Annotated in this window: 23 protein-coding genes; 17 read left to right on the forward strand and 6 right to left on the reverse strand. The window is 38.4% G+C overall.

What is annotated here, in order from left to right; genetic code table 11:
• Positions 1 to 377 precede the first annotated feature (377 nt).
• The 3 genes from VF06_RS39095 (at position 378) to VF06_RS10885 (ending at position 2683) form a co-directional block, all read left to right on the forward strand.
• The gene (locus VF06_RS39095) at positions 378 to 662 is read left to right on the forward strand and encodes a hypothetical protein (RefSeq protein ID WP_100793658.1); all 285 of its coding nucleotides are present in this window, start codon (positions 378 to 380) and stop codon (positions 660 to 662) included.
• A gap of 282 nt (positions 663 to 944) precedes the next feature.
• A complete protein-coding gene (sixA, locus tag VF06_RS10880) occupies positions 945 to 1439 on the forward strand; it encodes a phosphohistidine phosphatase SixA (protein WP_099068033.1) in 495 nt (164 codons plus the stop codon).
• Positions 1440 to 1546: 107 nt separating this feature from the next.
• A complete protein-coding gene (locus tag VF06_RS10885; RefSeq protein ID WP_099068032.1) occupies positions 1547 to 2683 on the forward strand; it encodes a citrate synthase in 1137 nt (378 codons plus the stop codon).
• A gap of 1 nt (position 2684) precedes the next feature.
• Here the strand turns inward: VF06_RS10885 and VF06_RS10890 are convergent, their stop codons facing one another.
• Positions 2685 to 2924 (reverse strand): hypothetical protein, encoded by a 240-nt coding sequence (locus VF06_RS10890; RefSeq protein ID WP_099068031.1) that lies wholly within the window; start codon positions 2922 to 2924, stop codon positions 2685 to 2687.
• A gap of 124 nt (positions 2925 to 3048) precedes the next feature.
• Between VF06_RS10890 and nuoH the strand changes: the two genes are divergently transcribed.
• From nuoH to VF06_RS10930, 8 genes are all read left to right on the forward strand, one after another.
• Positions 3049 to 4167, forward strand: coding sequence for an NADH-quinone oxidoreductase subunit NuoH (gene nuoH / locus VF06_RS10895; RefSeq protein ID WP_099068030.1), 1119 nt, complete (start codon positions 3049 to 3051; stop codon positions 4165 to 4167).
• A 189-nt stretch (positions 4168 to 4356) separates the two neighbouring features.
• Positions 4357 to 4941 (forward strand): NAD(P)H-quinone oxidoreductase subunit I, encoded by a 585-nt coding sequence (gene ndhI / locus VF06_RS10900; RefSeq protein WP_099068029.1) that lies wholly within the window; start codon positions 4357 to 4359, stop codon positions 4939 to 4941.
• A 196-nt stretch (positions 4942 to 5137) separates the two neighbouring features.
• On the forward strand, positions 5138 to 5746 hold the full coding sequence (locus tag VF06_RS10905; protein ID WP_099068028.1) for an NADH-quinone oxidoreductase subunit J: 609 nt from the start codon (positions 5138 to 5140) through the stop codon (positions 5744 to 5746).
• 277 nt (positions 5747 to 6023) lie between these two features.
• A complete protein-coding gene (gene nuoK, locus VF06_RS10910; RefSeq protein WP_006199065.1) occupies positions 6024 to 6329 on the forward strand; it encodes an NADH-quinone oxidoreductase subunit NuoK in 306 nt (101 codons plus the stop codon).
• Between the two features lie 6 nt (positions 6330 to 6335).
• Positions 6336 to 7256: an NAD(+) kinase gene (locus VF06_RS10915; protein ID WP_099068027.1), complete on the forward strand. Its 921-nt coding sequence runs from the start codon at positions 6336 to 6338 to the stop codon at positions 7254 to 7256.
• 540 nt (positions 7257 to 7796) lie between these two features.
• Positions 7797 to 8594 (forward strand): GNAT family N-acetyltransferase, encoded by a 798-nt coding sequence (locus VF06_RS10920; protein ID WP_099068026.1) that lies wholly within the window; start codon positions 7797 to 7799, stop codon positions 8592 to 8594.
• A 439-nt stretch (positions 8595 to 9033) separates the two neighbouring features.
• Complete coding sequence (locus VF06_RS10925; protein WP_099068025.1) at positions 9034 to 10740, forward strand: glycosyltransferase family 39 protein; 1707 nt, start codon at positions 9034 to 9036, stop codon at positions 10738 to 10740.
• A 127-nt stretch (positions 10741 to 10867) separates the two neighbouring features.
• Complete coding sequence (locus VF06_RS10930) at positions 10868 to 12475, forward strand: glycosyltransferase family 39 protein (RefSeq protein WP_099068024.1); 1608 nt, start codon at positions 10868 to 10870, stop codon at positions 12473 to 12475.
• Here VF06_RS10930 and VF06_RS10935 read toward each other — a convergent pair.
• Positions 12465 to 14723 (reverse strand): glycosyltransferase, encoded by a 2259-nt coding sequence (locus tag VF06_RS10935; protein ID WP_099068023.1) that lies wholly within the window; start codon positions 14721 to 14723, stop codon positions 12465 to 12467. The genes VF06_RS10930 and VF06_RS10935 overlap by 11 nt on opposite strands.
• Before the next feature lie 525 nt (positions 14724 to 15248).
• Here VF06_RS10935 and VF06_RS10940 point away from each other — a divergent pair.
• Positions 15249 to 15968, forward strand: a complete 720-nt coding sequence (locus VF06_RS10940) for a DUF4079 domain-containing protein (protein WP_099068022.1) — start codon at positions 15249 to 15251, stop codon at positions 15966 to 15968.
• Between the two features lie 77 nt (positions 15969 to 16045).
• Here the strand turns inward: VF06_RS10940 and VF06_RS10945 are convergent, their stop codons facing one another.
• The 3 genes from VF06_RS10945 to VF06_RS10955 all read right to left on the reverse strand — a co-directional run bounded on the left by VF06_RS10945 (position 16046) and on the right by VF06_RS10955 (position 19337).
• Positions 16046 to 16495 (reverse strand): response regulator, encoded by a 450-nt coding sequence (locus VF06_RS10945; RefSeq protein WP_099073194.1) that lies wholly within the window; start codon positions 16493 to 16495, stop codon positions 16046 to 16048.
• A gap of 57 nt (positions 16496 to 16552) precedes the next feature.
• A complete protein-coding gene (locus VF06_RS10950) occupies positions 16553 to 18736 on the reverse strand; it encodes a CHASE3 domain-containing protein (protein WP_099068020.1) in 2184 nt (727 codons plus the stop codon).
• Between the two features lie 406 nt (positions 18737 to 19142).
• A complete protein-coding gene (locus VF06_RS10955; RefSeq protein ID WP_099068019.1) occupies positions 19143 to 19337 on the reverse strand; it encodes a hypothetical protein in 195 nt (64 codons plus the stop codon).
• A 355-nt stretch (positions 19338 to 19692) separates the two neighbouring features.
• On the opposite strand from VF06_RS10955, the gene VF06_RS10960 reads away from it, so the two are divergent.
• Entirely contained in the window at positions 19693 to 20205 is a 513-nt protein-coding gene (locus VF06_RS10960) for a GNAT family N-acetyltransferase (protein WP_099068018.1), read from the forward strand.
• 208 nt (positions 20206 to 20413) lie between these two features.
• Here VF06_RS10960 and VF06_RS10965 read toward each other — a convergent pair whose 3' ends face one another.
• A complete protein-coding gene (locus tag VF06_RS10965; protein WP_099068017.1) occupies positions 20414 to 21031 on the reverse strand; it encodes a class I SAM-dependent methyltransferase in 618 nt (205 codons plus the stop codon).
• Between the two features lie 433 nt (positions 21032 to 21464).
• Between VF06_RS10965 and VF06_RS10970 the strand changes: the two genes are divergently transcribed.
• From VF06_RS10970 to VF06_RS10990, 4 genes are all read left to right on the forward strand, one after another.
• Positions 21465 to 21752, forward strand: coding sequence for a Mo-dependent nitrogenase C-terminal domain-containing protein (locus tag VF06_RS10970; RefSeq protein WP_099068016.1), 288 nt, complete (start codon positions 21465 to 21467; stop codon positions 21750 to 21752).
• 193 nt (positions 21753 to 21945) lie between these two features.
• Complete coding sequence (locus tag VF06_RS10975; RefSeq protein WP_099068015.1) at positions 21946 to 22620, forward strand: response regulator transcription factor; 675 nt, start codon at positions 21946 to 21948, stop codon at positions 22618 to 22620.
• A 207-nt stretch (positions 22621 to 22827) separates the two neighbouring features.
• Positions 22828 to 23796, forward strand: a complete 969-nt coding sequence (gene arsM, locus VF06_RS10985) for an arsenosugar biosynthesis arsenite methyltransferase ArsM (RefSeq protein ID WP_099068013.1) — start codon at positions 22828 to 22830, stop codon at positions 23794 to 23796.
• Positions 23797 to 24168: 372 nt separating this feature from the next.
• Positions 24169 to 25128, forward strand: coding sequence for an inorganic phosphate transporter (locus VF06_RS10990; RefSeq protein WP_099068012.1), 960 nt, complete (start codon positions 24169 to 24171; stop codon positions 25126 to 25128).
• Positions 25129 to 25145: the final 17 nt, after the last annotated feature.

Here is a 25145-nt window from a genome sequence, read left to right on the forward strand (position 1 = left end):
ATGGAAAAGAACTACAAGTACCAAAAGATGAAATGTGCCGTCCCAATCAACAATTTTTGAAACAGAGATTTCAGCAGTGTGAATGGTGCCAAAATATTTAGCTTAAATTAATTCAGCTATTTTAGTCGGAAGTCCTTGTATATTTAAGTTAGATAATGACAAGCTTGATTTACCTAGATTATGAGTAGCCTAGAGTAAATCGAATTCGCTGTTAGTCAACTTTCACCAGAGGAACTTGCGGCTTTTCGTGTCTGGTTTGCGGAATTCGATGCAGCAGCTTGGGATAAACAGATTGAAAAAGATGTGGCTGAAGGTCGGTTAGATGCATTGGCACAGAAAGCACTTAAACATCTGCGAGAAGGGCGTTGTACTGACCTGTGAAACATCGAGCAACCCCTGATTTTTGGTATTACTATCGCCAGTTACCAATTGATATCCAACAGCTTGCTGACCGATGTTATGAGTTGCTTCGGGAAGATCCCAAGTATCCATCATTACATTTCAAAAAAGTTGGTCAGTTTTGGTCAGTGCGTATTGGTATCAATACTGCTCGCTTTGTGCATTTTCAACTCGGAATTTGGTTTTGGGAAAAGGTGAGCCAGCGCGGTCTTGGGGGTTTCCCCCATGAGCGACTGGCGAACTCCGAAGGGGTTAAAGGGTAAAGGGTAAAGGTTTTTTCTTTCCCCTTTCCCCTTCCCCTTTTCCCCTTAACCGACAAGTATTGGTATTGGTATACATTATCGGGCGCTTGCTGTAGAAGAAGATGGTAATTTTGTCTGGTTTTTGATTAGGTCACATCCAGAATATGACAAATTGCTCAGTGGTAAATAGCGTTTTAACAGTAATTCTGTTTTTTGACAACGATCGTTAAAGTTAGGATAGATAAATACACAATAAGAGTAACTAAATAACTCAGCACAAGGTATGCTAATAAAATTCAAAATATGGAACTGTATCTATTTCGTCATGGCATCGCCCAAGATAAAGATTTAGGCATCAAAGATGAGGAGCGCAGCCTTACCAAAGAAGGAAGGCAAAAAACTGAGAAAGTTGCTCAAAAACTTTTGAAATTAAATTTAAACTTTGATTTGATTGTTACCAGCCCCTTAGTGCGTGCGCGACAAACGGCTGAAATCTTGATAGAAACAGGATTAAGTTCGCACTTAGAGGAATCAAGTCACTTGGCTCTTGGAGGTGAAATTTCTAGTTGGCTGGTAGATTGGTTAGAGCCAAGAAATTATTCCCAAAATACCCGACTGGCCTTGGTTGGACACGAACCAGGTTTAACCAATTGGGCAGAAATTCTCCTCTGGGGGGAAGTCAAAGCCAGCCTAGTCTTGAAAAAAGCAGGTATGATTGGGATAAAACTACCAGAAAGTGGTTCTCCTCTGGGTCGTAGTCAGATGTTTTGGTTGACACCACCCAAGTATTTGCTATAGCAGTTTTTCAACATTTTCGATTGTTGTTAGAAGGGCTACTGTTATGGCGATAATAAATTTCTGGTAAGTTAACTTGATCGGATATTTCAAAAATAAATGGTGTTGCCATGATGGTGTGCGAATACAAGCCTGGTCTAGAAGGCATTCCCGCCGCCCAATCCAGTATCAGTTATGTTGATGGGCAAAAGGGAATACTAGAATATCGTGGCATCCGGATTGAGGAACTAGCAGAAAAAAGTACATTCCTAGAAACTGCTTATCTCTTAATCTGGGGTGAGTTGCCCAGTAAAGAAGAACTCCAAGCATTTGAACATGAAGTTCTTCACCACAGGCGAATAAAATACCGCATTCGTGACATGATGAAATGCTTTCCAGAAAGCGGTCACCCAATGGATGCTCTACAAGCCTCTGCTGCCGCTTTAGGGTTGTTTTATTCGCTCCGGGATTTACATAATCCTGCCTATATTCGAGATTCTGTGGTGCGCTTAATAGCAACCATTCCCACAATGGTGGCGGCGTTCCAACTGATGCGAAAAGGCAATGACCCAGTACGTCCCCGCGATGACCTAGACTACTCTGCCAATTTCCTATACATGCTCAACGAGCAAGAACCGGATCCTTTGGCAGCCAGAATTTTTGATATCTGCTTGATATTACATGTCGAGCATACAATGAATGCTTCTACCTTCAGCGCCAGGGTAACAGCTTCTACCTTGACCGATCCTTATGCTGTGGTTGCCAGTGCTGTGGGAACCTTGGGAGGCCCTTTGCACGGTGGAGCCAATGAAGAAGTCATTCAGATGTTAGAAGACATTGGCTCTGTGGAAAATGTCCGTCCTTACATTGAGGACTGTCTGCAACGTAAATCTAAGATTATGGGCTTTGGACATCGCGTCTATAAAGTCAAAGATCCACGAGCCACAATTTTGCAAAAATTAGCCGAACAATTGTTTGACAAGTTTGGGTATGACAAGTACTATGACATTGCCCAAGAAATGGAACGAGTGGTAGAAGAAAAACTCGGTGCCAAAGGGATTTATCCCAATGTTGACTTTTATTCGGGTTTGGTGTACAGAAAAATGGGAATTCCCACAGATTTGTTTACACCAGTTTTTGCGATCGCCCGCGTTGCCGGTTGGCTAGCACACTGGAAAGAACAGCTAGCAGAAAACCGCATTTTCCGTCCCACCCAAGTTTACAACGGTCATCACGAAGTTCGTTACATTCCCATTGACCAACGTTAACTTAATATTGGGGCATGGGAAAGAGGACACGGGGACGCGGGGACACGGAGACACGGGGAGGAAAGAAGATGAACAAACGATTTGTTGCAAGTTGTCCCTTTGTCCCCTCATCTCCATCATTTCCCTGCGTCCCCCCGTCTCCCATACCTCCCGACTCAATAGCCAACGTCAATGCCAACCATAAGTAGAAGTTCTCATCTCGCTTCAGGGTGGTAAAACCATCCAAGGATATACTAAACATGGGAATTGGCAACAAATCTTCAATCAGACCTCATCTGGGCAAAACTTATTAATTAGTGAATTTACAGATATTAATTTAGTAATATTTGTAACTCACTTAGACTCATGTCTTAAAGAGCGGAAACATGAATTCAGGAATTGACCTCCAAGGAACTTTTATTCAATCCCTCACGGATTTAGGAGTACCAGCAGGAACAGCCAAAGCAATTTGGATGCCACTGCCAATGGTACTAATGCTGATTGGGGCAACAGTGGGGGTATTAGTAGCTACCTGGCTAGAACGAAAAATTTCCGCCGCCGCACAGCAACGAATTGGCCCAGAATACCAAGGGCCTTTTGGGTTACTGGTGCCTGTAGCGGATGGTCTGAAGCTGGTATTTAAAGAAGATATCGTGCCAGCTCAATCTGACCGTTGGCTGTTTACTCTTGGGCCAATTATTGTTGTGATTCCGGTGTTTCTGTCGTTTCTGATTGTGCCCTTTGGACAGAACATCGTGATCAGCAATGTGGGTATGGGTGTATTTTTGTGGATTGCTTTGTCCAGCATTCAGCCCATTGGCTTGTTGATGGCTGGTTACGCATCCAATAACAAGTACTCCCTTTTAGGGGGCTTGCGGGCAGCAGCGCAATCCATTAGTTATGAAATTCCCTTGGCGCTGGCAGTGTTAGCGATCGCTATGATGTCTAATAGCCTCAGCACCATTGACATTGTGAATCAACAATCCGGCTACGGCATTTTGGGCTGGAATATTTGGCGTCAACCAGTCGGTTTTCTGATTTTTTGGATAGCTGCCCTAGCTGAGTGCGAAAGATTGCCCTTTGACTTACCCGAAGCAGAAGAAGAACTCGTAGCAGGTTATCAGACTGAATACGCAGGCATGAAATTCGGTCTTTTTTACCTGGGTTCCTACGTTAACTTAATCCTTTCTGCCCTACTAGTAGCAATTCTCTACCTCGGCGGTTGGGACTTTCCCATTCCCCTCAACCTCATAGCTGGTTGGCTAGGAATCAGTGAAGCCGACCCCGTGTTACAAATAGTAACTGCTGCTTTGGGCATCACCATGACCGTGTTCAAAGCCTATCTACTAGTGTTTATCGCCATTTTGTTGCGCTGGACAGTACCACGGGTACGGATTGACCAATTGTTAGATTTAGGATGGAAGTTTTTGTTGCCAGTTGGTTTGGTTAACTTGCTATTAACCGCCGCCCTGAAACTAGCCTTTCCTTTCGCCTTTGGTGGGTAAAGGAATTTTAGATTTTAGATTTTGCGAAAAGTTAGAGCGCCGGCTTCCGGCGATCTAAACTTTTCAAGACGGATTTTAGATTAAGTTTGAAATCTAAAATCCAAAATCCAAAATTGATGAGATTTGGGATTGAGTTTGAAATCCAAAATCCAAAATCCAAAATCCAAAATTGATAGAGAGTGAGACACAATGCTGAAGTTCCTGAAACAAGTTGGTGATTACGCCAAAGAAACAGTACAAGCTGCGCGTTACATTGGCCAGGGGCTTTCTGTTACCTTCGACCACATGCGGCGGCGTCCGATTACCGTACAGTACCCTTACGAAAAACTAATTCCTGGCGAACGGTTTCGCGGTAGAATTCACTTTGAGTTTGATAAGTGTATCGCCTGCGAAGTTTGTGTTCGCGTTTGTCCGATAAATCTGCCTGTAGTAGATTGGGAATTCGACAAAGCCAGCAAAAAGAAAAAACTCAAGCACTACAGTATTGATTTTGGAGTTTGTATCTTTTGCGGTAATTGTGTGGAATTTTGTCCCACTAACTGTCTATCTATGACAGAAGAGTATGAACTTTCCACTTACGATCGCCATGAATTGAACTATGACAACGTAGCCTTAGGCCGTCTGCCCTATAAGGTCACAAATGACCCAATGGTGACACCACTACGCGAACTGGTTTACCTACCCAAAGGCGTCCTCGAACCTCACGGAGTGCCTGCGGATGCCCCACCTGCGGGTGCGCGCCCACAAGACCTGGTGGAACAAACCGAAAAATAAATATCAAACAATTTTAAATTTTGGATTTTACGAAAAATTAGAGCGCCGACTTCCGGCATAGACCCGAAGGGACTTGCCGCAGGCATCTAAACTTTTCAAGACGGATTTTGGATTGTTCTTTCAATCCAAAATTGGGAATCTAAAATCCAAAATTAATTGACCAATGACCAATGACAATTGACTGAGGACAAAAACAGTGAATCTAGCGGAAGGAGTACAGATTGTATGCCTTGGCTTACTGGGTGTGATGATGATTGGGGCAGCCCTTGGTGTGGTGCTGTCGCCTAGCATCGTCTATTCTGCCTTTATGCTAGGGGGTGTGTTCATCAGCATGGCAGGAATCTACCTGTTGCTGAATGGTGATTTTGTTGCAGCCGCGCAAGTGCTGATTTATGTTGGGGCGGTTAACGTGCTGATTTTGTTTGCCATTATGTTGGTGAACAAACGGCAGAATTTCGCACCATTTCCCAACTCTTGGGTGCGGAAGGCACTCACAGGTGTAGTCAGTCTGGGATTGTTTGGGCTTTTGAGTACGATGGTGCTGGCGACTCCTTGGGCTTACTCAACTGTTCCTCCCAGTAGTAAAGGTTCCATAGTTTTAATTGGCGAACATTTCTTCACTGACTTTTTACTACCTTTTGAACTAGCTTCGGTTTTGCTGCTGATAGCGATGGTAGGAGCGATTATTTTGGCACGTCGCGAGTATTTGCCAGACCTGACACCATCTGACTTACCACAAACCATTTTGACTTTGCCAGAACGCCCCAGAGAACTGGTATCAAGCAGCAGTGAAACAAGAGAGTAAAGAATTCAGAATTCAGAATTCAGAATTGGCAAATTCAGAATAACTGCTGGTGGGGATTGGAACTCACTACTTGCAAGCACCATCAAATGAAAAAACCTCAAGGCTGCGCTGCTTCAGCAGTGGAACTGTAATTCATTGAGAATTCTGAACGGCAGTTGCCGATCGAGGAAACCCCCAAAACCGCACTGCCTCCTCCAGAATTCTGACTCCTGAATTCTGAATTCTGAATTCTGTTTTCATAAAAAGTGGTGTTTTTTCAGAAGGAATACTCAGATTCATGCAACTCCAGTACTTTTTATTATTAGCAGCAGCTTTATTTTGCATCGGTATCTACGGTTTAATTACCAGCCGTAACGCTGTGCGGGTGCTGATGTCAATTGAGTTGTTGCTCAATGCTGTTAATCTCAATTTAATGGCATTTTCCAACTTCCTCGACTCAACATTAATTAAGGGTCAGGTTTTCACCGTGTTTGTGATTACTGTGGCCGCAGCCGAAGCGGCGGTGGGTTTAGCAATTGTGCTTGCCATTTATCGCAACCGCGACACCGTCGATATGGAGCAGTTTAATCTCCTGAAGTGGTAACTGTGCGTGCAACTCAAGCAGGTAATCATTGCTTATAAAGCGCGGGATGCCCGGAGTAAAGAATGGGCAGAAATGTGCGCTAAACAACTCGAAAATCGCCAGTGCCAAGTGTTGATGGGGCCTAGCGGGCCGAAAGACAATCCTTATCCGGTCTTTTTGGCTTCAGCAGGTCAACCAATCGACCTGGCTTTGGTACTTGGCGGTGATGGCACTGTTTTAACTGGTGCGAGACATTTAGCCCCAGCTGGCATCCCAATTCTGGGAGTGAATGTGGGAGGTCATCTGGGGTTTTTAACTGAGTCAGTGGATGAGTTTGAGGATACGGAAAAAGTTTGGGATCGACTGTTTGAGGATCGCTATGCAATCCAACGACGGATGATGTTACAAGCTGCCGTGTATGAGGGTCATGGGTCTAATTTGCAGGCAGTCAGCGAACGTTACCTGGCTTTGAATGAATTTTGCGTCAAACCCGCTTCCGCCGATCGCATGATTACCTCGATTTTGGAAATGGAAATCGATGGTGAAGTAGTCGATCAATATGTGGGGGATGGGTTGATTATTTCCACTCCCACGGGTTCCACTGGTTACACCGTTTCTGCTAACGGGCCAATTATGCACGATGGTATGGAAGCGATTACCGTTACTCCCATTTGTGCTATGAGTCTTTCTAGTCGTCCCCTCGTTTTACCGCCTGGTTCTGTGGTGAGTATTTGGCCTTTGGGGGATTACGATTTAAGTACCAAGTTGTGGACTGATGGAGTGTTGGGGACTTCGATTTGGCCTGGACACCGCGTTGATGTGCGGATAGCAGATTGTCGAGCTAAATTTATTATTTTGCGCGAGAACAATTCTTACTATCAAACACTGCGAGAGAAGTTGCTGTGGGCTGGTACAAGGGTTCGTTACAGCAATAATCACCGCAATTGAAGATTTGAAAGCGTTTTTGTTGAAAATGGCGATCGCAACGCCCAACTTAACCATCGCAATCAAAATTATTCCAGCCTCTAGATTCATCTAGGGGCTTTTTCCCCTGAAAAAGTTTATGTCTTGCAAAAATTTTTGCAAATAGTATTACTTGCATTTATACCCTATATCAAAGGAAAATTTTGTATCTTATTGCCAGATTTTTTTGCTATTAATGTCCATAATAAAAACACTATATCTATAATTCAAGAGAAACAAAAATGTCCCTAGATTCAATCCCACTTAAAGGCGTTAATACATCCTACAAGATACAGCAGCTTTCACGTAAATGAGGTACAAATTTTAAAAACAAAGGCATATAATCAGAGACTTTCAACCCTGTTCACTGCTGTATTTACAGCGTCTAAATTGTAGTAGGATATTTTCGCAAATCTAATACTAATTTGAAAAATGAATGCGACAGATGGATTCACAGATAACTTGAAGACAAAGAAATTCTCAATCCAAAATCTCAAATCGAAAATTTTATAAGTAGGAAGACAGATGGAAGTTTCTAGTCGCAACATTAATTACCCGCTGAATCCTCCTTCTATTGAAGATTTTCCTGTCGTTGAAACTCCAAAATATATCCTACGACTTGCCTCAAATGCAGAAGAATTAAAATCAATTTTTAGATTGCGTTTTGAAGTTTTTAATCTAGAGCTAGGATTAGGGTTATCTAGTTCTAACTTTACCCACATGGATGAAGATCGGTTTGATGAAGTTTGCCATCATTTGATTCTCATCTGCAAACAAACGGGTAATACCATTGGTACTTATCGGATGCAAACTTATAAAATGGCTTCTCAAAGATTAGGTTTTGATGCTGCCGATATATTTAATCTTAATGCAATTCCTAATTCTATACTTCAAGCATCAGTGGAAGTTGGGCGTGCATGTATAGCTAAAGAATATCGCAATGGTCAGGCACTATTGTTACTCTGGGAAGGTCTAGCAAATTATCTTATTTGGACTAAAAATCAATATTTCTTTGGCTGTGCCTCATTATTAACACAATCTCCTTGGCAAGCTACTTGCGTTTATAATTATTTTCGACAGAATAACTTGATGCATCAAAGTATTTTAGTTTATCCAAATTCCGAATATTGTCTAGAATTACCTCAAAATTTTTCAGATTTATGTGATGTGGAAATTCCGAAGATTTTGCAGGCATACTTGAATATTGGTGCTAAAATATGTAGCTTTCCAGCCATTGATAGACAATTTAAGACTATTGATTTTTTAACTATATCTAATAGTCAAGACTTTGGTAGATGGGGTTATCAAATTTTTTCAACCTGACAAACCGCAACCCTTGACAGGGAGTTGAATAAATTTGTTTACCTTTGGCTTGGCTCTTTTAGTAAGATACCACTCGTCATTCAGGCGTGTTACCCCTCACACCACGATTGATTTTTTAAGGTTAAATCTAGCATATCTCAAAGGCTGTTTTACGGGAAAATAAGAGATGTACCAAATGAGGGGTGTAACCCCCTAAACCTCTGCTGTATCCTACCACGAGAGGATTTCAAGCCTCTGTTCCAGAAGAAGAGAGGTTTGAAGAGGGAAAAGTTTGAGTGGAGGTTTGATTCATGACAGCTTTTTGAGACACAGGTGAAATCATCTTGCTCGAACTTACATGAGTTAATGTCTCGCTAATGTCTACAATGAGTTACCTCTGGACACCTCATCCAGCCAAGCAAACTGGATTGTTTGAGATAAATTTTTAGGAAAATGACTTATGTGCAATGTCAAATTTGCGCCAAGTTGGTTGCGACTTTTAATTATTTTTTTGTTGACCATGAGTATATTGTTTCGGTTTTTTAACCTTGATGGCAAGATTTATTCTCATGATGAAACTCATACTTCACTAAGGATTTCTGGTTTTACCGCCACTGAAGTCAAACAGGAAATTTTTAATAATCGTGTCGTTACTAAAAAAAGTTTTACGAAATTTCAAGGTGCAAATTCTTCAAAAAGCTTAAATGACACAATTATGTCTTTAGCAAGAGAAGATTCTCAGCATCCACCGTTGTATTACATAATTGCGAGATTATGGACAGAAATCTTTGGTAATTCGGTGACAGCAATTAGAAGTTTATCTGCGTTAATGAGCTTGCTAGTGTTTCCCTGTGTTTATCGGCTATGTCGAGAATTATTTGATGTGCCATTACCAATTTCTGGTGTAGCGATCGCACTTATGACTGTATCGCCAATTCAGTTAGTATATGCCCAAGAAGCGCAAGAATATATTCTCTGGTTAATTACTATCATACTATCTAGTGCTTCTCTACTACGAGCAGTGCATTTAGAATTACAAGATAAAGACGAACTCACAAAGCAACCACCAGATCTTTTTACTGCTTGGAGTGTTTATGCAATCACTTTGACTATTAGTCTTTATACATTTCTTTGGAGTGGATTTGTTGCACTTGCTCACGGAATTTATGTGATTGCTATAGCCAAATTTAAATTAAATGAAACAGTCAGAAATTATTTGATAGCATCACTGGTAAGTTGCTTAGCTTTTATGCCTTGGATGACAGTTGCCGTTGGAGATTTTTTTCAATTTCTCATTTCTGGAGAAAAAGCAACAACACAGTCTTATTTAATAGATATACTTCCCTTTTTTCTCATCCAGAGTAGCCGGATTTTTTTTGATATCAATTTAACCTTAGAAAATCCTGTAACTTATTTAATTACACCAATTTTTTTAATTTTAGTAGGATATGCAATTTATTTTCTTTGTCTTACCACTAGTTATAAAATATGGTTGTTTATTATTACATTTATTTTAGTGCCAACACTCCCCATAATACTACCAGCTTTCAGTACTGGGGGTATACAATCTTTTACCGAACCATATTTAATTCCATTTTATTTAGGAATTCAAATAACTGTTGCTTATCTAGTGGCTACAAAATTATATAATAGGAGCTTGCCACGCCGAACAAGTTGGCAAATAATCATGGCGTTGTTAATTATTTGTGGTTTAATTTCTTCCAAGGTGAATTCCCAAGCAATAACTTGGTGGAATAAGGGCATTAATCATAGCAATTTCCAATTTGCCCAAATTATCAATCAGAGTAATAGCCCACTTTTAATTAGTAATTCTTTGGATAATTATGAATATGTATTTTCTTTAAGTTATCTCCTCAAACCAAAAGTCAATTTTTTATTGGTCAACAATCAAAAAATTCCTAAAATATCTAATGAATTTACTGATATTTTTTTACTCAATCCTTCAAATAATTGGCGAGAAAAAATAGAGCAAAAATATAACTTTCAAACTAATATTATTTATGGTGATAATTATTATTCTGTTTGGAAATTAACAAAACCTCGTAATTTACGACGACGTGATATGCCATTGAATAATAAATTATCTGCTAGTTTGTATAGTAATCCTATTTCAGTTGCGAACAATATTGGTGTTAACGACTGTTAACAGTACCACATAATATTTCAAAAATTATTTAGGATTGCTATAGTTTGGTAATGTATTAAATATACTTGCATTTGAGCGCAAAGATAAAAAGTAATTAGTTAAAAATTATTTATTGTGAAATTTAATTATGTGGCATCTCAAACTTGCTCAAAATAAGTTAAGATTTTTTATTGTTATTTTATTAACAATTGGTATTTTTTTTCGTTTTTTTCACCTTGATAATAAAGTCTATTGGCATGATGAAACTTTTACTTCATTGCGGATTTCTGGATATACGGCAAATGAAGTAAAACAGCAAATATTTAATGGTAGTGTAATTACTAAAGAAAGTTTTGTTAAATTTCAAAGTTTGAATCAAGAAAAAGGTCTAATTAACACAATTAAGTCTTTAGAAGTGGAAGATCCACAACATCCTCCACTATATTATATAATCGCTCGGTTTTGGGTGGGAATTTTTGGTAATTCGGTGACGGCGATTAGAAGTTTATCAGCATTGATTAGCTTGCTAATTTTTCCCAGTATTTATTGGCTATGCCGAGAATTATTTAGAACTCAATTATGGGTATCGGAGATGGCGATCGCCTTGATGGCAATTTCTCCTATTCATCTAGTATACGCCCAAGAAGCACGAGAATATATCCTTTGGGTAGTCACGATTTTATTATGCAATGCTTCATTTTTACGAGCCTTGAGATTGGAATCTACACATCCACATTCACGCATATTCAACTGGGGAATTTATGCCGCCATTATTACAATTAGTCTTTATACATTTTTGTTGAGTGGATTTGTAGTTGTTGCTCATGGAATTTATCTAATTATCACTGCCAGATTTAGATTTACTCAAACAGTCAAAGCTTATGTTTTAGCATCTCTGGCAGGATTTTTAGCCTTTACACATTGGATATTAGTTGTCATTACTAACTTGTTGCAATTTAATAGTTCAACAGCCTGGACAAAAATCCCATCTTCTCTAGAAACTTTAATTAAATCTTGGCTTTTACAGTTGAGCCGGATTTTTATCGATTTAAATTTTGGTTTTGAAAATTCCTTTACTTGTATAATAACAGCATTATCTTTAATCTTGAGTGGATATGCAATTTATTATCTTTGTAGAAACACTAACTATAAAGTTTGGTTATTTATCGTGATATTAATTCTGGTTCCTGCACTTCCCTTAATGCTACCAGATTTAATTTTTGGAGGTATACGCTCACTTTCCGAACGATATTTATTACCTTCTTATTTGGGCATTCAATTATCTATTATTTATTTATTGGCTACCAAGATAAAAAATGAGAGTGTTGGACATCGAAGAATTTGGCAAACAATTTTCGGATTAGTAATTATTTGTGGACTAATTTCTTATGGGGTGAATTCCCAAGCAAAAACATGGTGGAATAAGGTTATTAGCTATGGTAATCCACAAGTTGCTAAAATTATTAATCAGGCTAATCGTCCACTTTTAATTAGCGATGCTTCTGGAATCAATTATGGAAATGTCTTTTCCCTCAGCTATCTTTTAGATCCAAAAGTCAAGTTTCAGTTAATACAAGACCAATCTATTCCCCAAATTCCTGATGTATTTACTGATATTTTTTTACTAAATCCTTCAGATATCTGGCGTAAAAAAATAGAAACAAATTACAAATCTCAAACAGAAGCTGTATATAGCGACAATCATTATTTAGTTTGGAAATTATTTAAAACTTTCACGAATAATCTCAAACATTAGAAACTTTCATTGGTGTTATTTGTATTTTTTTATCAAATAAAATTCTTGGTCTCAACAAAATTTTTAATAACAAAAATAGAGAATATAATTCTCCTGGTGTATTCTGGTGCTTCCACTGTCCCGGACGACAAAATAACATTTCTACAAGACGACGGTATTGATTTAAACTCACTGATTGAAAGCGAACACGCACGATTAAAAAATCGTCTTTAATACCAGTACTTACAATCTCACCTGCAAGCTGTAAATTTTCCTCTACAATTTTTATATCTATTGGCTGATGAAGAAATAAATGAACAGGGAACTTCTGAGCGATCGCAATTTCAGCACCTCCTTCAGAAATCATTTTAGTCACACCCCATAAATTATCCTCGCCAATTTTTAACTGCGTTACTCGCCGTAAATCAAACCATTCATACATATCTGCTTTCGGCGCATCTAATAAAATCAGCAGGGTAATACTAATTAATACCAAATTATAAATACTCCACAGCCAACCCAAACTGATACCTGTAAATTGTGAAACCGTAGCATAGTAGCAGGCTTGATAAATACAAATATTTAGACTTCGCCAAAAAGTAACAGCATTAACAACAAACAAAATTATTAGAGGTAGTGCTAAATTCCAATTAAAACTGTAGCGATTATTTACCATACCTTTCGGCGTGACTTTAAATCCTTTAGCGAATGGAAAAATCATGACTTGGATAAAATTTAATGCCAAGGGAAAACAGATAATTAATGAATAAATATCAGAAATAAAAATGGAACAAGAACGGTAATTTAACCAGGAAAATGTGGCAATATTTAATAAATAATAAGGTAGTAAAAAAAATATCAATTCTGCTGGGTTTGAGCGGATAGGAATCACATCAAAAAATGAATATGCTAATGGTATAAGCAAAAAATAAATTCTAGATAAATTACTACACCAATACAGTACCCCACCTAAACCAGCTAATCTTTGCATAAAGTTTAGTCCAGGTATTTTTAAAGGATTAGTTTTAATAAATAAGGCTTGTACTGTACCTTGCTGCCATCTTAATCTTTGAGTTGCATAGGCAGGAATGTTTTCTGGTGCTAACCCAGCACTTAACTTTTCATTTAAATAAATTAAACGATAGCCTTGAGCAGATAAGCGAATTCCTGTGAAATAATCTTCACTTAATGACTCAGTTACGAATCCGCCAATTTCTTCTAAAGCACTTCTACGAACTACAAAGGATGTGCCAGAACAAATAGCACTACCTGAAGGATCGCGGCTTGTTTGAATGTGTCGATGAAATACTTCTCCTTCTGGTGTGACAATATTTTCTAAACCTAAATTACGAGCTATAGGGTCACTATTATAGAAGCTTTGTTGTGTTTGTATTAAACCAATTTTTTTATCTTGAAAAAAACCAACAGTGCGGGTAAGAAAGTTTTTTGTTGGAACAAAATCAGCGTCAAAAATTACTATTAATTCGCCATGAGTTTGAGCGATGGCATTATTTAAATTTCCGGCTTTTGCATAACTATTATCAGGTCGTGTTATGTAATAACAACCTAATTCTTCAGCTAAGTATTTCATTTCTGGACGATTTTTATCATCCAACAGATAAATTTTTTTATTGGTATAATCTAGAGCTTGACAACCAATAATAGTACGCCGCAAAATAAAAGTTGGTTCGTTATAAGTTGGTATGAAAATATCAACAAATGGTAAAAAACTACCACGCACTACAGCTTGGGATTTTACATCTGCTTCCTGGTGACGCTCTTTGATATCAAACATAAATAATAGCTGAATAATGTTATTAACTATCACCAGCATTTCAGCAAAAAATAATCCTAGACTAAATACTCCATTTAACGGATCTATTAAATTTAAAGTGGAGAGCGATCGCCACAGAACATATCGCAAAGTTACAATGATTAAAATTATTACCACCAATCTTTGCGACCAAATACGCGGTTGTGGAGAGATTTTCATCACCAAAAACACAGCTAATAACAATCCAATTGTGGGTAAGAGCAAATATTTATTCTGTGTTATTGGCACTTCTAACCACATCGGTGGATACATTTGCCAATCATGAATTAAAGCAAAAAGTTGACTAATTCTGTCTTCACCTGCAAACCAAGCTACTACAACAATGGCAGATACAAAAATAATCCCAAATAGAACCAGAGTTACTGCATGTAATCGATTAACTCTTTTATCAAAAGGAGTTTTAGATGGTTTGTAGCTAAAATTTGATTCTGACATTTTGCCCTTTTTGACCTCAGATTTTTCTACGAAAACCTATCAAATATGAGATGATGGACTATTTTTTGAAAAATTATAACAGAAAATTTAATAATTTTTTAATTTTTTATGATTAATAGTCTTTTGACAGCAGATTTTTTGTTAATCAAGTACTCCAGCTAGCCTGAAAGCTAGACCCAGAGATGATTTTAATTCTGAATTCTGCTGCCTGTATTTTTGGTTTTAGTTCTAATTTTCTAGAAAATATCCAAATAAATATATATTTGTTTGCTGAAAATCAGCTGTAAATCATAAAAATAAATATTCAACAGATTCTCATCTGAAATTAATTTAAATAATGGTATAATACGTAAAATTTAATTTACAGATAAATTTTGCCACAGCAAAGCTATGAAATTACAGTATTTAGCCAAGATGATGGATATGGGTACTGCAATTAACACAAAAAATCCTGTAATTGAACAATTATAAATTTTATTAATATTTGACTCTTCCAGGCATTAATAATTCATCAAAAGGTGTTCTATGCAGATAGCAGATATTTTCGCTATTTTACATCCAGCGATCGCAGTTATCTTTGTATTTCCGCTCATTGGTATCGTAGTTAATTTTGCTTGGCAAACACGTCAGCGTCGATTGCAAATTTTAGCCGGAAATAAAAGTAAAATTCCTCCAGTGGTAGGCCCAGAACACAAGCAATTAGGTGAATGGTTAACAAGTGCAGTTGTGGGAGTAACTTTAATAGGATTATCTTACCCAATTGGTAAAAATATTATTAAAAATCAATTGTGGAATCAAACACCTTTTCAAGTTATTTTTATTCTGTTGATATTTGTGGGAGTTATCGCTTCTTTAGTCCTACTTTATCGCGCTCAACAACGAATATGGCGAGGAATTTTTGCCACTTTAACCGGCACAGGGTTAGTGATTCTTGGCTTTCAAGATGGAGTATTTCGGCGCGACAATGAGTGGTACTGGTCACATTTTTATATTGGCATGACCGCAGCATTATTGATGATTTTTTCCCTAGCAATTGTTCAAGATATTTATCAAGATAAATCTCATCGCTGGCGCATTATCCATACAATTTTAAATTGTATTGCTTTACTGTTATTTATTGGTCAAGGTATAACAGGAACGCGAGACTTAATAGAAATTCCCCTGAGTTGGCAAGAACAGTACATTTATCAGTGTGATTACGCCAATCAAACTTGTCCAACAGCAAATCCTCAAACGCCAAAATAAACCAAGGGATTGGGTATGGGGTAATACTTGCGCCCTTTGCATTTCGTTATTTTCAATTTGGAATTGCTATTATGTATTTATTTCTTTCGTGGCAATGTTACTGCTAGCAGCCAGAAATCTTTAATCAACTGTAGAACTTGAATAAACTGGTAGACATCAATAGGTTTTGTGACATAGCAATTAGCATTAAGATTGTAAGAATATGATATGTCTTGCTCATCATTTGAAGTGGTCATGACAACAACAGGAATAAATCTGAGATTTGGGTCTGATTTGATTTCTGTTAACACTTCGCGTCCATCCATCCCTGGAAGATTTAAATCCAGAAGGATTAAGTCTGGACGCATAGCATCAGCAAACTCTCCTTGCAAAAGCAAGTAGTTCATAGCACTTTCACCATCTTCAACCCAGTGCAAGTTATTGGCGATTCTGGCATTTGAGAAGCCTTTGATGGTTAGGTTTGCATCGCTAGGAGAGTCTTCAACTAGCAAAATTTCAATAGGTCGGAATGCCCCATCGTCAATCATGCAGTTACTAGAAAGTTATTAACATTAATAATCTAGTATATATCTTTGAAAGATAGCTTAATCTGTATTGAGAGTAAAATAAAATACAGTTCCTACACCAGGCTCAGACTCAGCCCAAATGCAGCCACCATGCCGTTCGACAATTTTTTTACAGATAGCCAGACCAATGCCTGTACCAGGAAATTCTCGACGAGTGTGAAGGCGTCGGAAAACTTCAAAAATCCTCTTTAGATAACGAGACTTAATACCGATGCCATTGTCCTGTACCCAGATGAGCCATTGTGAGTCGGGAATGGGAAATGGCGAGTTAGGAGTGAGGAATTCTCTCGCTACCTCTCCTGTTTCCCCATCTCTTCTGAGAGCGCCAATATGAATTTTGGGCGGCTCTTTTGGGCAAAACTTGATGGCATTGCCCACCAAATTTTGGAATAGTTGCACCATTTGGGTTTTGTCTGCGAGTAACTTTGGTAAAGGGTCATGAGTGATGATAGCTTTACTTTCGGCGATCGCTACATGTAAATTACTCAGAGCTAGACTCAGGGCCATATTACAATCAACAAGCACAAATTCTTGAGTGCAAGTTCCCACACGGGAATAAGCTAGCAAGTCTTGAATCAACTGCTGCATCCGCTTTGCCCCATCTACAATGTAAGCTAAGTATTCTTGAGCAGAATCATTGAGACGGTGTTGATATTCCTTCTCTAATAATTGGGTATAACTTGTTACAGATCGCAATGGCTCTTGTAAATCGTGGGAAGCTACATAGGCAAACTGCTCTAATTCTTGGTTAGAGCGTTTTAGATCTTCATTTAACTTTTGTAATTCTGCTGTTCGTTCCTGAACCTTGATTTCTAGTTCATCGTTGATTTGTTGTAGTGCCTGTTGTGCAAGTTTGCGTTCTGTAATATCAGTACAAGTACCTATCCACTCTTGAATTTCGTTGTTGGTATTTAAAATAGGAACTCCACGGGCAGCAAAAAACCGATAGCTACCATCTGCAACTCGCACGCGATATTCACTAAAGTAAAGATTTTTGGTTTTTACTGCCTCAGTCCACAACAATTCTGTCAATTCTCGATCCTCAGGATGAATTGCATTTAGCCATTCCCCTTCCTTGATTTGGACATCACTTTGCTCATTTATCATCCCATTTTTATCAGCTATCCAGACAGCTTGAGAAGTAGCAATTATTAGCGAGCGATAGCGTCTTTCACTTGCTTCTAAAGCAATTTCCGCCGATTTGCGGCGAGTGACATCTTGAAAGAGAATTGATACTCCTTCTGTTGAGGGGTACATACAATATTCAACCCAGCGATCGAAGGGTGCATAATATTCTTCCATGTGAATGACTCGCTGTTCTGTCACTGCCTGATGGTAAAATTGATAAAATTTATACTTGCAAGTTTCCGGAAATACTTCCCAGATACTTTTACCAATCAAATCTGTGGTGTGGCAATTGAATATTTGTTCGGCTTTGTGATTGATGTAGGTGTAGCATGAATTGGGATCTAGGGCAACAAAAGCATCTGTAATGGTTTCTAAAATATCTGCTAGTTTTGCTTTTGCAGCTTGCTGTTCCATACAAATAGCTTCTTGTGATAAAACCTTGTTCATCTGAATTTGCTTTTGTAGCAGTGAGTAAACTACAATTAGCAAAACTAAACTGAAAATATATCCCAAGCTGACTATAATAACGATTTCCTGAAAAAGATCTTCAGTAGCTGATGTTTCCCCTTGTAATAAGGTTTTTTCCTTATTTTCTATTGCTTGGCTAATTGCTTGGATTTGTTTGCCAATTTCTACGCTGCGATCGACAATAGATCTTTGAGTTGCCTTATCTAAACTTTTTTCCTTAAACAAGTCAATGGACTGCTCAAGCAGAGAAAATTTCTCCGCTACTAGAGGTTCAAGTGTATCAAGTCGCTTTTGTTGATTAGGGTTATCACTGCTTAGCCTCCGCATATCTTTAAGCAGTTGGTAAACTTTCTGCTTCTGCTGTTTATAGGCTTCTCGGTAAAGTGTATTTTCTGTGAAAATATAGCTATTTTGTGCGCTCTCAGCGTTACCAAGGTGAATAGGTACACGAGCTATCGATTCTGTAACTTGTTGGGTATGAACTACCCATTGCTTTTGTGCCGTTAACCTTTGAATACTTAAGTAAGAAGTTGCGGCGACAACAGAAATTAGCAGTAATGCCAAGCTAAAACCACCGCCAACAAATTTTTCTGATACTTTATTCATAGAATATTCGTACAACCATAGCTAATAACTAAATCAGTTTTAGCTCTCACGGCAAACTCTGGCTATTATAGAATGAAATTATACTAGTATAATCAGCGATATTTTATGATAAGATTATAAAAATTGAGTTATTGATTTTAGCTGTTGACAACCTTGTAACTAATTAAAATTGATGACATTGTGTTCAGCTCAACCCTGATAAATTGAGTTTTTCCAGCGTTTATCTTCATCTGGAATTTCTCCATTATATTTAAACTTGCCATCGTCTTATTCTACATTGTGAATGCCTTTAAAAAAAAGAGTGGATATCTGTGGGGATTACACCACATATCCACTCTCAAATTACGAGATTAAACTCATTAAAAACCGCCACAAAATAAGTAAAACTTGGGAAGGTTGAAATTAATTAACGTGACTCAGTTCCTTGATTTGGGCTGCCTTGTACGGTATCATTTTGTGGTGCTTCTGGGGTAGCAGAAGTTTTGGCATCACTTTTTTCAGCATCACCAGTTTGGCGGTTAGCTTCGTCAAGGGTAGTTTGGTAGCCACCAGAAGAGGCAGTTGTATTATCTTGCTTAGTAGATTTTTGTTGTTCAGACATTATTAGATTCCTAATCATTTACTCTTAGTAGTATCTTAAGAAAACTAGGGCTGTATCCTTATCTATCTAGAATATAGTTATTGCTGAATCGCCCCTCTGTCGAAAGTATTATTTAGTAATAATTATCTATAGTTATGAAAAATTAATATATAAAAAGCAATAGAAGATACCCTAGTAATTGGGTACAGAGCAACTAATTTCAACTATGGATAAAATTAAACATTTCAAACCAGGTGGCCGATGGCAATGTTTTGATGTGTCTTTTTTTCAATACCCTAATTTTAATTATCAAGATTTCCCTCCTTTATAATTTTAATTTATGTAATAATTTTAACAATTTACTGAAGTATAATTAATGAATCAAAATAATGTATCATTACCATCTGGGTGTGTGCTTCGCAAGGCAACATCTAGCGATCGATGGCCGATTCGATTGCTAGTGTTTTCAGCGAAACTCGACCCAACCCAATTAAATTGGCGGCAATTTTGGGTAATTGAATGCGATGCCTACGGCGGGCAAAGCCTACGCCATCTGGTAGCCTGTGGACAGCTGCGTAATTTCTCAGGGGCACAAGAACTTGGTAGTTTAGTAGTTGCACCATCTTGGAGAGGTCGTGGTTTGGGTACTTTACTCACCCAGCATTTGATTAACACAGCAACGCAACCACTTTATCTTGAATGTTTGGGTCAGCGATTGGCAGACTTTTACAGTCGCTTTGGTTTTGTACCAATATCTTTTGCAGACCTCCCAGAATTCCCCAAGACAAAAGTCTCCTCTGCACTCAAGGATAAATTTAGATTCTCACAATTAGCTAAAAAACTACTCAAAGTTCCTGTAGTCTTTATGGAGTATCGTCCTAATTCTTAATTACAGCGTTTTTCAGGTAAATGAAGTGTACCGTAGGGGAAGGCAAAGGCTACGCCCTTACAATTACCTGTACCTCACAAAGTTGCAATTTGCTATAAAATATGCGTTGACCTTTGACAGATGAACAGTAAACAGTCAACGCTTTCAGCTATTGTTTATTTTTTGGAGTTCCCCAATACCAGGTATTTCCAATCCTTGAGTTTCCACTTCAAATCCCAGGTTTAGCAAAAATCGTGAGCAACACAGGCCCTAATAAATAATGGTGATTCAAACACGATAATCCAGCACAAGCAGCTAGAACCTGACGTTCTTCGGGGCTGTAGAATCGAATTCCAGCCAAAGAAATTGGCAATAGTTGAGTTTGTACCTGTTTTTTGAAAGTAAAATCAACCAAATAAAAGCATCCACCGGGAGAAAGTACCCGTGCTATTTCACTAATCACCTGTTGAGGTTCCAAATAATGCAAAAAGCTGATAGTGCTGAAAACAGCATCAAACTGACCATCAGCAAAAGGAAGAGACTCAGCTTTGCCCTCAACAAAAATCAAGCGCGGATGGTGGCGGTTGGTGAGTCTTGCCATCCGCAACATATTAGTAGATAAATCTAATCCGGTACCCCGCAAATCGGGGAACTTAGTGGCAAGGCGTCCGAGTAAACGTCCGGTACCACAGCCAATATCGAGGACATTAGCTTGCTCTGGTAAATTGACGTACTCTAGCAAGCGCTTGTGGATGGCTCGGTAAAATACTGAAGGAAGCAGCCAATCGTAGCTTGGTGCCCAGCGATCGAAAAGGAACTTTTTGTTATTAAGAAAGTCATAGCTCATGAGTTTCCGCAGTTTACCCAAAGCTTGATGCTTTTTGAGGGTAAATAGCTGCGCCTCCTTTGAAGTTGATTAACTAAGGTATTAGGCTTTTAAATTGCACAATGGGTGATGAAGTTAGTTGACTGCTGACGGTTGACTCTCAACAGTTAACAACCAACACGAAAAGAAATGCTCTTGAGAGCTTATAGCTTTGCAATCCGGCAATATCTAGCCTAACCTTTGCCAAAATACTTATGCTCATCTCGGCAAATTATCTGGAATTTTGGCACTTGAATGAGTAGTTAATAGTGTTCCTAGAGAGTTTAGCTATCTCTCATGGAAAACTAAAAAACGAGCGATCGTTGCATAAAACTATTAGACCCGACCGTATGTATTCATAGAGATTCAAATTAAGCAAACCCAATCTATTTTAAAAATATCAAGGAGAGCGATTATGTTAAGCTTTATTCCAATCCGGTTACACCAAGATCTATTGCAACCAGTCCGCCAGTGGTTGGAAGCCTTAGAAATTCACAACTCCAAATTGGCACATTTCCTCTGCAAAACTATTCCTGCTCAGTGTCCATTTGAACGAGATATTACTGTGTTTGGTCGCAAGCTATTTCATATTCCACCAATGTGTAAATTAAATCCTTTGTACGAGGAAGTGGTTGGATTGCGTTTCAGAGCGCTCTGTTATCTTGCCGATGAATGTGGTGAAGATATCACGGCCTATTGTTAATAGTTAGTGGTATCGTTGTTTGATTTAGCAGTCATCGATAATTAGAGATTTACGGTTGTTACTCACTCAGATTTATACTAAGCTAGCGTACATCTAATTAGATGTCTGGCTATTTAGTCGCTGACACCTCCAAGACAGTGTTTTCAAACCGGATTGTTGCTTACCGTACCCTGCTGAAATCATTAACATTATCATGACGCACATCTTACTGATTGAAGATGAAGTCAAACTGGCACGATTTATTGAATCTGAATTGAATTATGAAGGTTATCAAGTTAGCATCGCCTACGATGGATTAACTGCACTGACAGCAGTACGGAAATTGCATCTAGATTTAGTGATTTTAGATTTGATGCTACCTGGTTTGCCAGGGTTGGAAATTTGCCACCGTCTGCGAAGTATTGCTAATGAAGTACCAATAATCTTACTAACCGTCAAAGATCAAGCGAGCTATGGCATTGCAGGCTTAGACGCTGGTGCTGATGATTATGTAGTTAAACCCTTCAACATTGATGAATTATTAGCCAGAGTCCGCATTCATCTGCGAAGAAGACATCAAGCAAACACCGTAGATATTTTAGAATTTGAAGACCTGAGTTTAAATCGTCGCACACGCCAAGTCTACCGATGTCAGCGGTTAGTTGAATTAACAACTAAGGAATTTGATTTACTGGAATATTTTCTCATCCATCCGCGACAAGTAATTACATGCGATCGCATTTTAGAAGAAGTCTGGGGTTACCACTTCATGGGCGATACCAACGTCATCGAACCATACATTCGCTACCTACGACTAAAACTTGAAGCTAATAACGAAAAGTGCCTTATTCAAACTGTCACTGGTGTCGGCTACACATTATGTGGTTAGGGGGCATTGGACATTTGTCTTTACTGCTTTCTCTGCCCCATCTCATCTGTCCACTCGAATTTTAAATATTTTAAATAGTTTAAAAACCCAAATTTTTCTATGTTAGGAGAATTTGGGTTTTTTGGCAATCTCAGCAACAACTCATGCAACTGAGAGTTAATTATATTAGGATGCACAAAGCTGTAATCGTTCAAAATCTCAAGTAGCATGACCTATTTAGAAACAGCAGCCCAATTTTACCGCGAAGTCGCCCAAACCCCAGAAGTTGGACTTTGTTGTGTGCAAAGCGCCCCCCTGCAACTACCGGGATTAAAAATTCCTTTGCCAATGCAGCAAATGAACTATGGTTGTGGTACTACTGTTCATCCCACTGAACTAGGAAATCAGCCAACTGTGCTGTATGTTGGTGTTGGCGGTGGCTTAGAAGCTTTGCAGTTCGCTTATTTTTCCCGTTATGCAGGTGCTGTCATTGCCGTTGAACCAGTTGCGGCTATGCGAGAAGCTGCGGCACGCAACTTAGAAATTGCTGCTCAAGAGAACCCCTGGTTTGACACCAGTTTTGTAGAAATCAGGGAAGGCGATGCTTTCAACTTACCTGTTACTGATGCTAGCGTTGATATCGTCGCACAGAATTGCCTTTTCAACATCTTTGAACCAGAAGATTTAACTCGTGCTTTAAAAGAAGCGTATCGGGTATTGAAACCAGGTGGACGTTTACAGATGAGCGATCCTATTGCTACTCGTTCAATTCCAGTGCATCTCCAACAGGATGAGCGACTCAGAGCTATGTGTTTATCAGGGGCACTCACCTATGAAGAGTATACTGAACGGATTATAAATGCAGGCTTCGGTCAAGTTGAAATTCGTGCGCGTCGTCCTTATCGTCTACTAGATTCCCAGACTTATAATTTAAAAGAAAACTTACTTTTAGAAAGTTTGGATTCTGTTTGTTTTAAGGTTGCTATTCCAGAAGACGGTGCTTGTATTTTCACTGGAAAAACAGCGATTTATGCTGGTTCGGAACCTTTCTTCGATGATTCGGCAGGTCATTTACTTCAACGGGGTATTCCCGCAGCCGTGTGCGATAAAACTGCTGCTAAATTAGCAGTTATTAAGGCAGTAGAAATAATTATTACTGATTCTACTTGGCATTACAGTGGTGGCGGTTGCTGTTAAATCTCTGATACAGCACTTTGCAAATAAATGAGGTACAAAACTGGATAATTAAACATAGAAATTCTTCTTTTATTTCCTACTTTTTATACTAGTTACTCTGTACCTCATAGAAGTGAAAACTGCTGTAATTCAGTTGTGAAAAGTAAGTACTATCGTCTTAGACTTTATACGTTGCTCTGTACTTTAGGAAACAGGAACGACTTCCCTAGACAGCAGGAAACCTTCCAAAAGCAATGGTTCCCCAAGTAGAGTAACTCTCGTTCAGAATTGAAAATCATTATGTGCAACTGCAAAAAGGAATATAAAATTTGAATACTTGATTAATAAAATTCTGAATCCTGAATTGAGACTTTTTTATTTATAAATCCTCAAATGTTGTTAATTAATTTATTTTTAGTCACGCTTTTTTTAGCATATTGTAATGGTGGAAATGATAATTTTAAAGGTGTAGCAACGCTATTTGGCAGTCGTACATGCAGTTATCAAACAGCAATTTTATGGTCAACTTTTACAACTTTTGCTGGTGCTGTAACTGCAACTTTTTTAGGAAATACATCAATTAAAATCTTTTTAGGAAAAGGACTAGTACCAAATACCATTGCCAATGCACCAGAGTTTCATTTGGCAGTGGCGATCGCTGCTGGTTTAACCGTACTAATTGCCACTTTCATGGGATTTCCTATTTCCACAACTCACAGTTTAATCGGTGCTATTGTTGGTGCTGGATTAATAGCGATCGGACTCAAAGTTAATTTTGCCGCTTTGGTGGGTTCTTTTATTTTGCCCTTATTAGTCAGTCCAGTGATTGCTATTCTCTTGGGAGGACTAATTTATAGTATATCAACTTATATCAACTATAAATATAACCTGATAATTAACCGGAAAATTGCCGATACTTGTCATTTTATTAGTGCAGGAATTATTAGTTTTGCTAGAGGATTTAATTATACTCCCAAGGTTGTGTCACTGATTTTAATTATTGAGTATTTTTCGATTCAGGGAGCAATGATTACCGTTGCGATCGCAATGGCCCTTGGGGGTTTACTCAACTCCCAAAAAGTTGCAATAACCATGAGTGAAAAAATTACTTCAATGAATCATACTCAAGGCTTATCAGCAAATTTAGTAACAGGACTGCTATATATTACAAGTAATTATTTTGGGCTTCCAGTGTCTATCACTCATCTTTCTGTCGCTTCTATTTTTGGAGTCGGCTTGATTGGTAAAAAATCAAATATTCGTGTTTTTTACCAAATATTTTTATCGTGGATTTTAACTTTACCGACCGCCGCAGTTATTGGTGGAATAACCTACAGATTACTACAAGGCTAGAAGCATTCAATAGATTT

It is taken from the genome of Nostoc linckia z4 (genome assembly GCF_002608075.1).
Taxonomy (GTDB): domain Bacteria; phylum Cyanobacteriota; class Cyanobacteriia; order Cyanobacteriales; family Nostocaceae; genus Nostoc; species Nostoc linckia.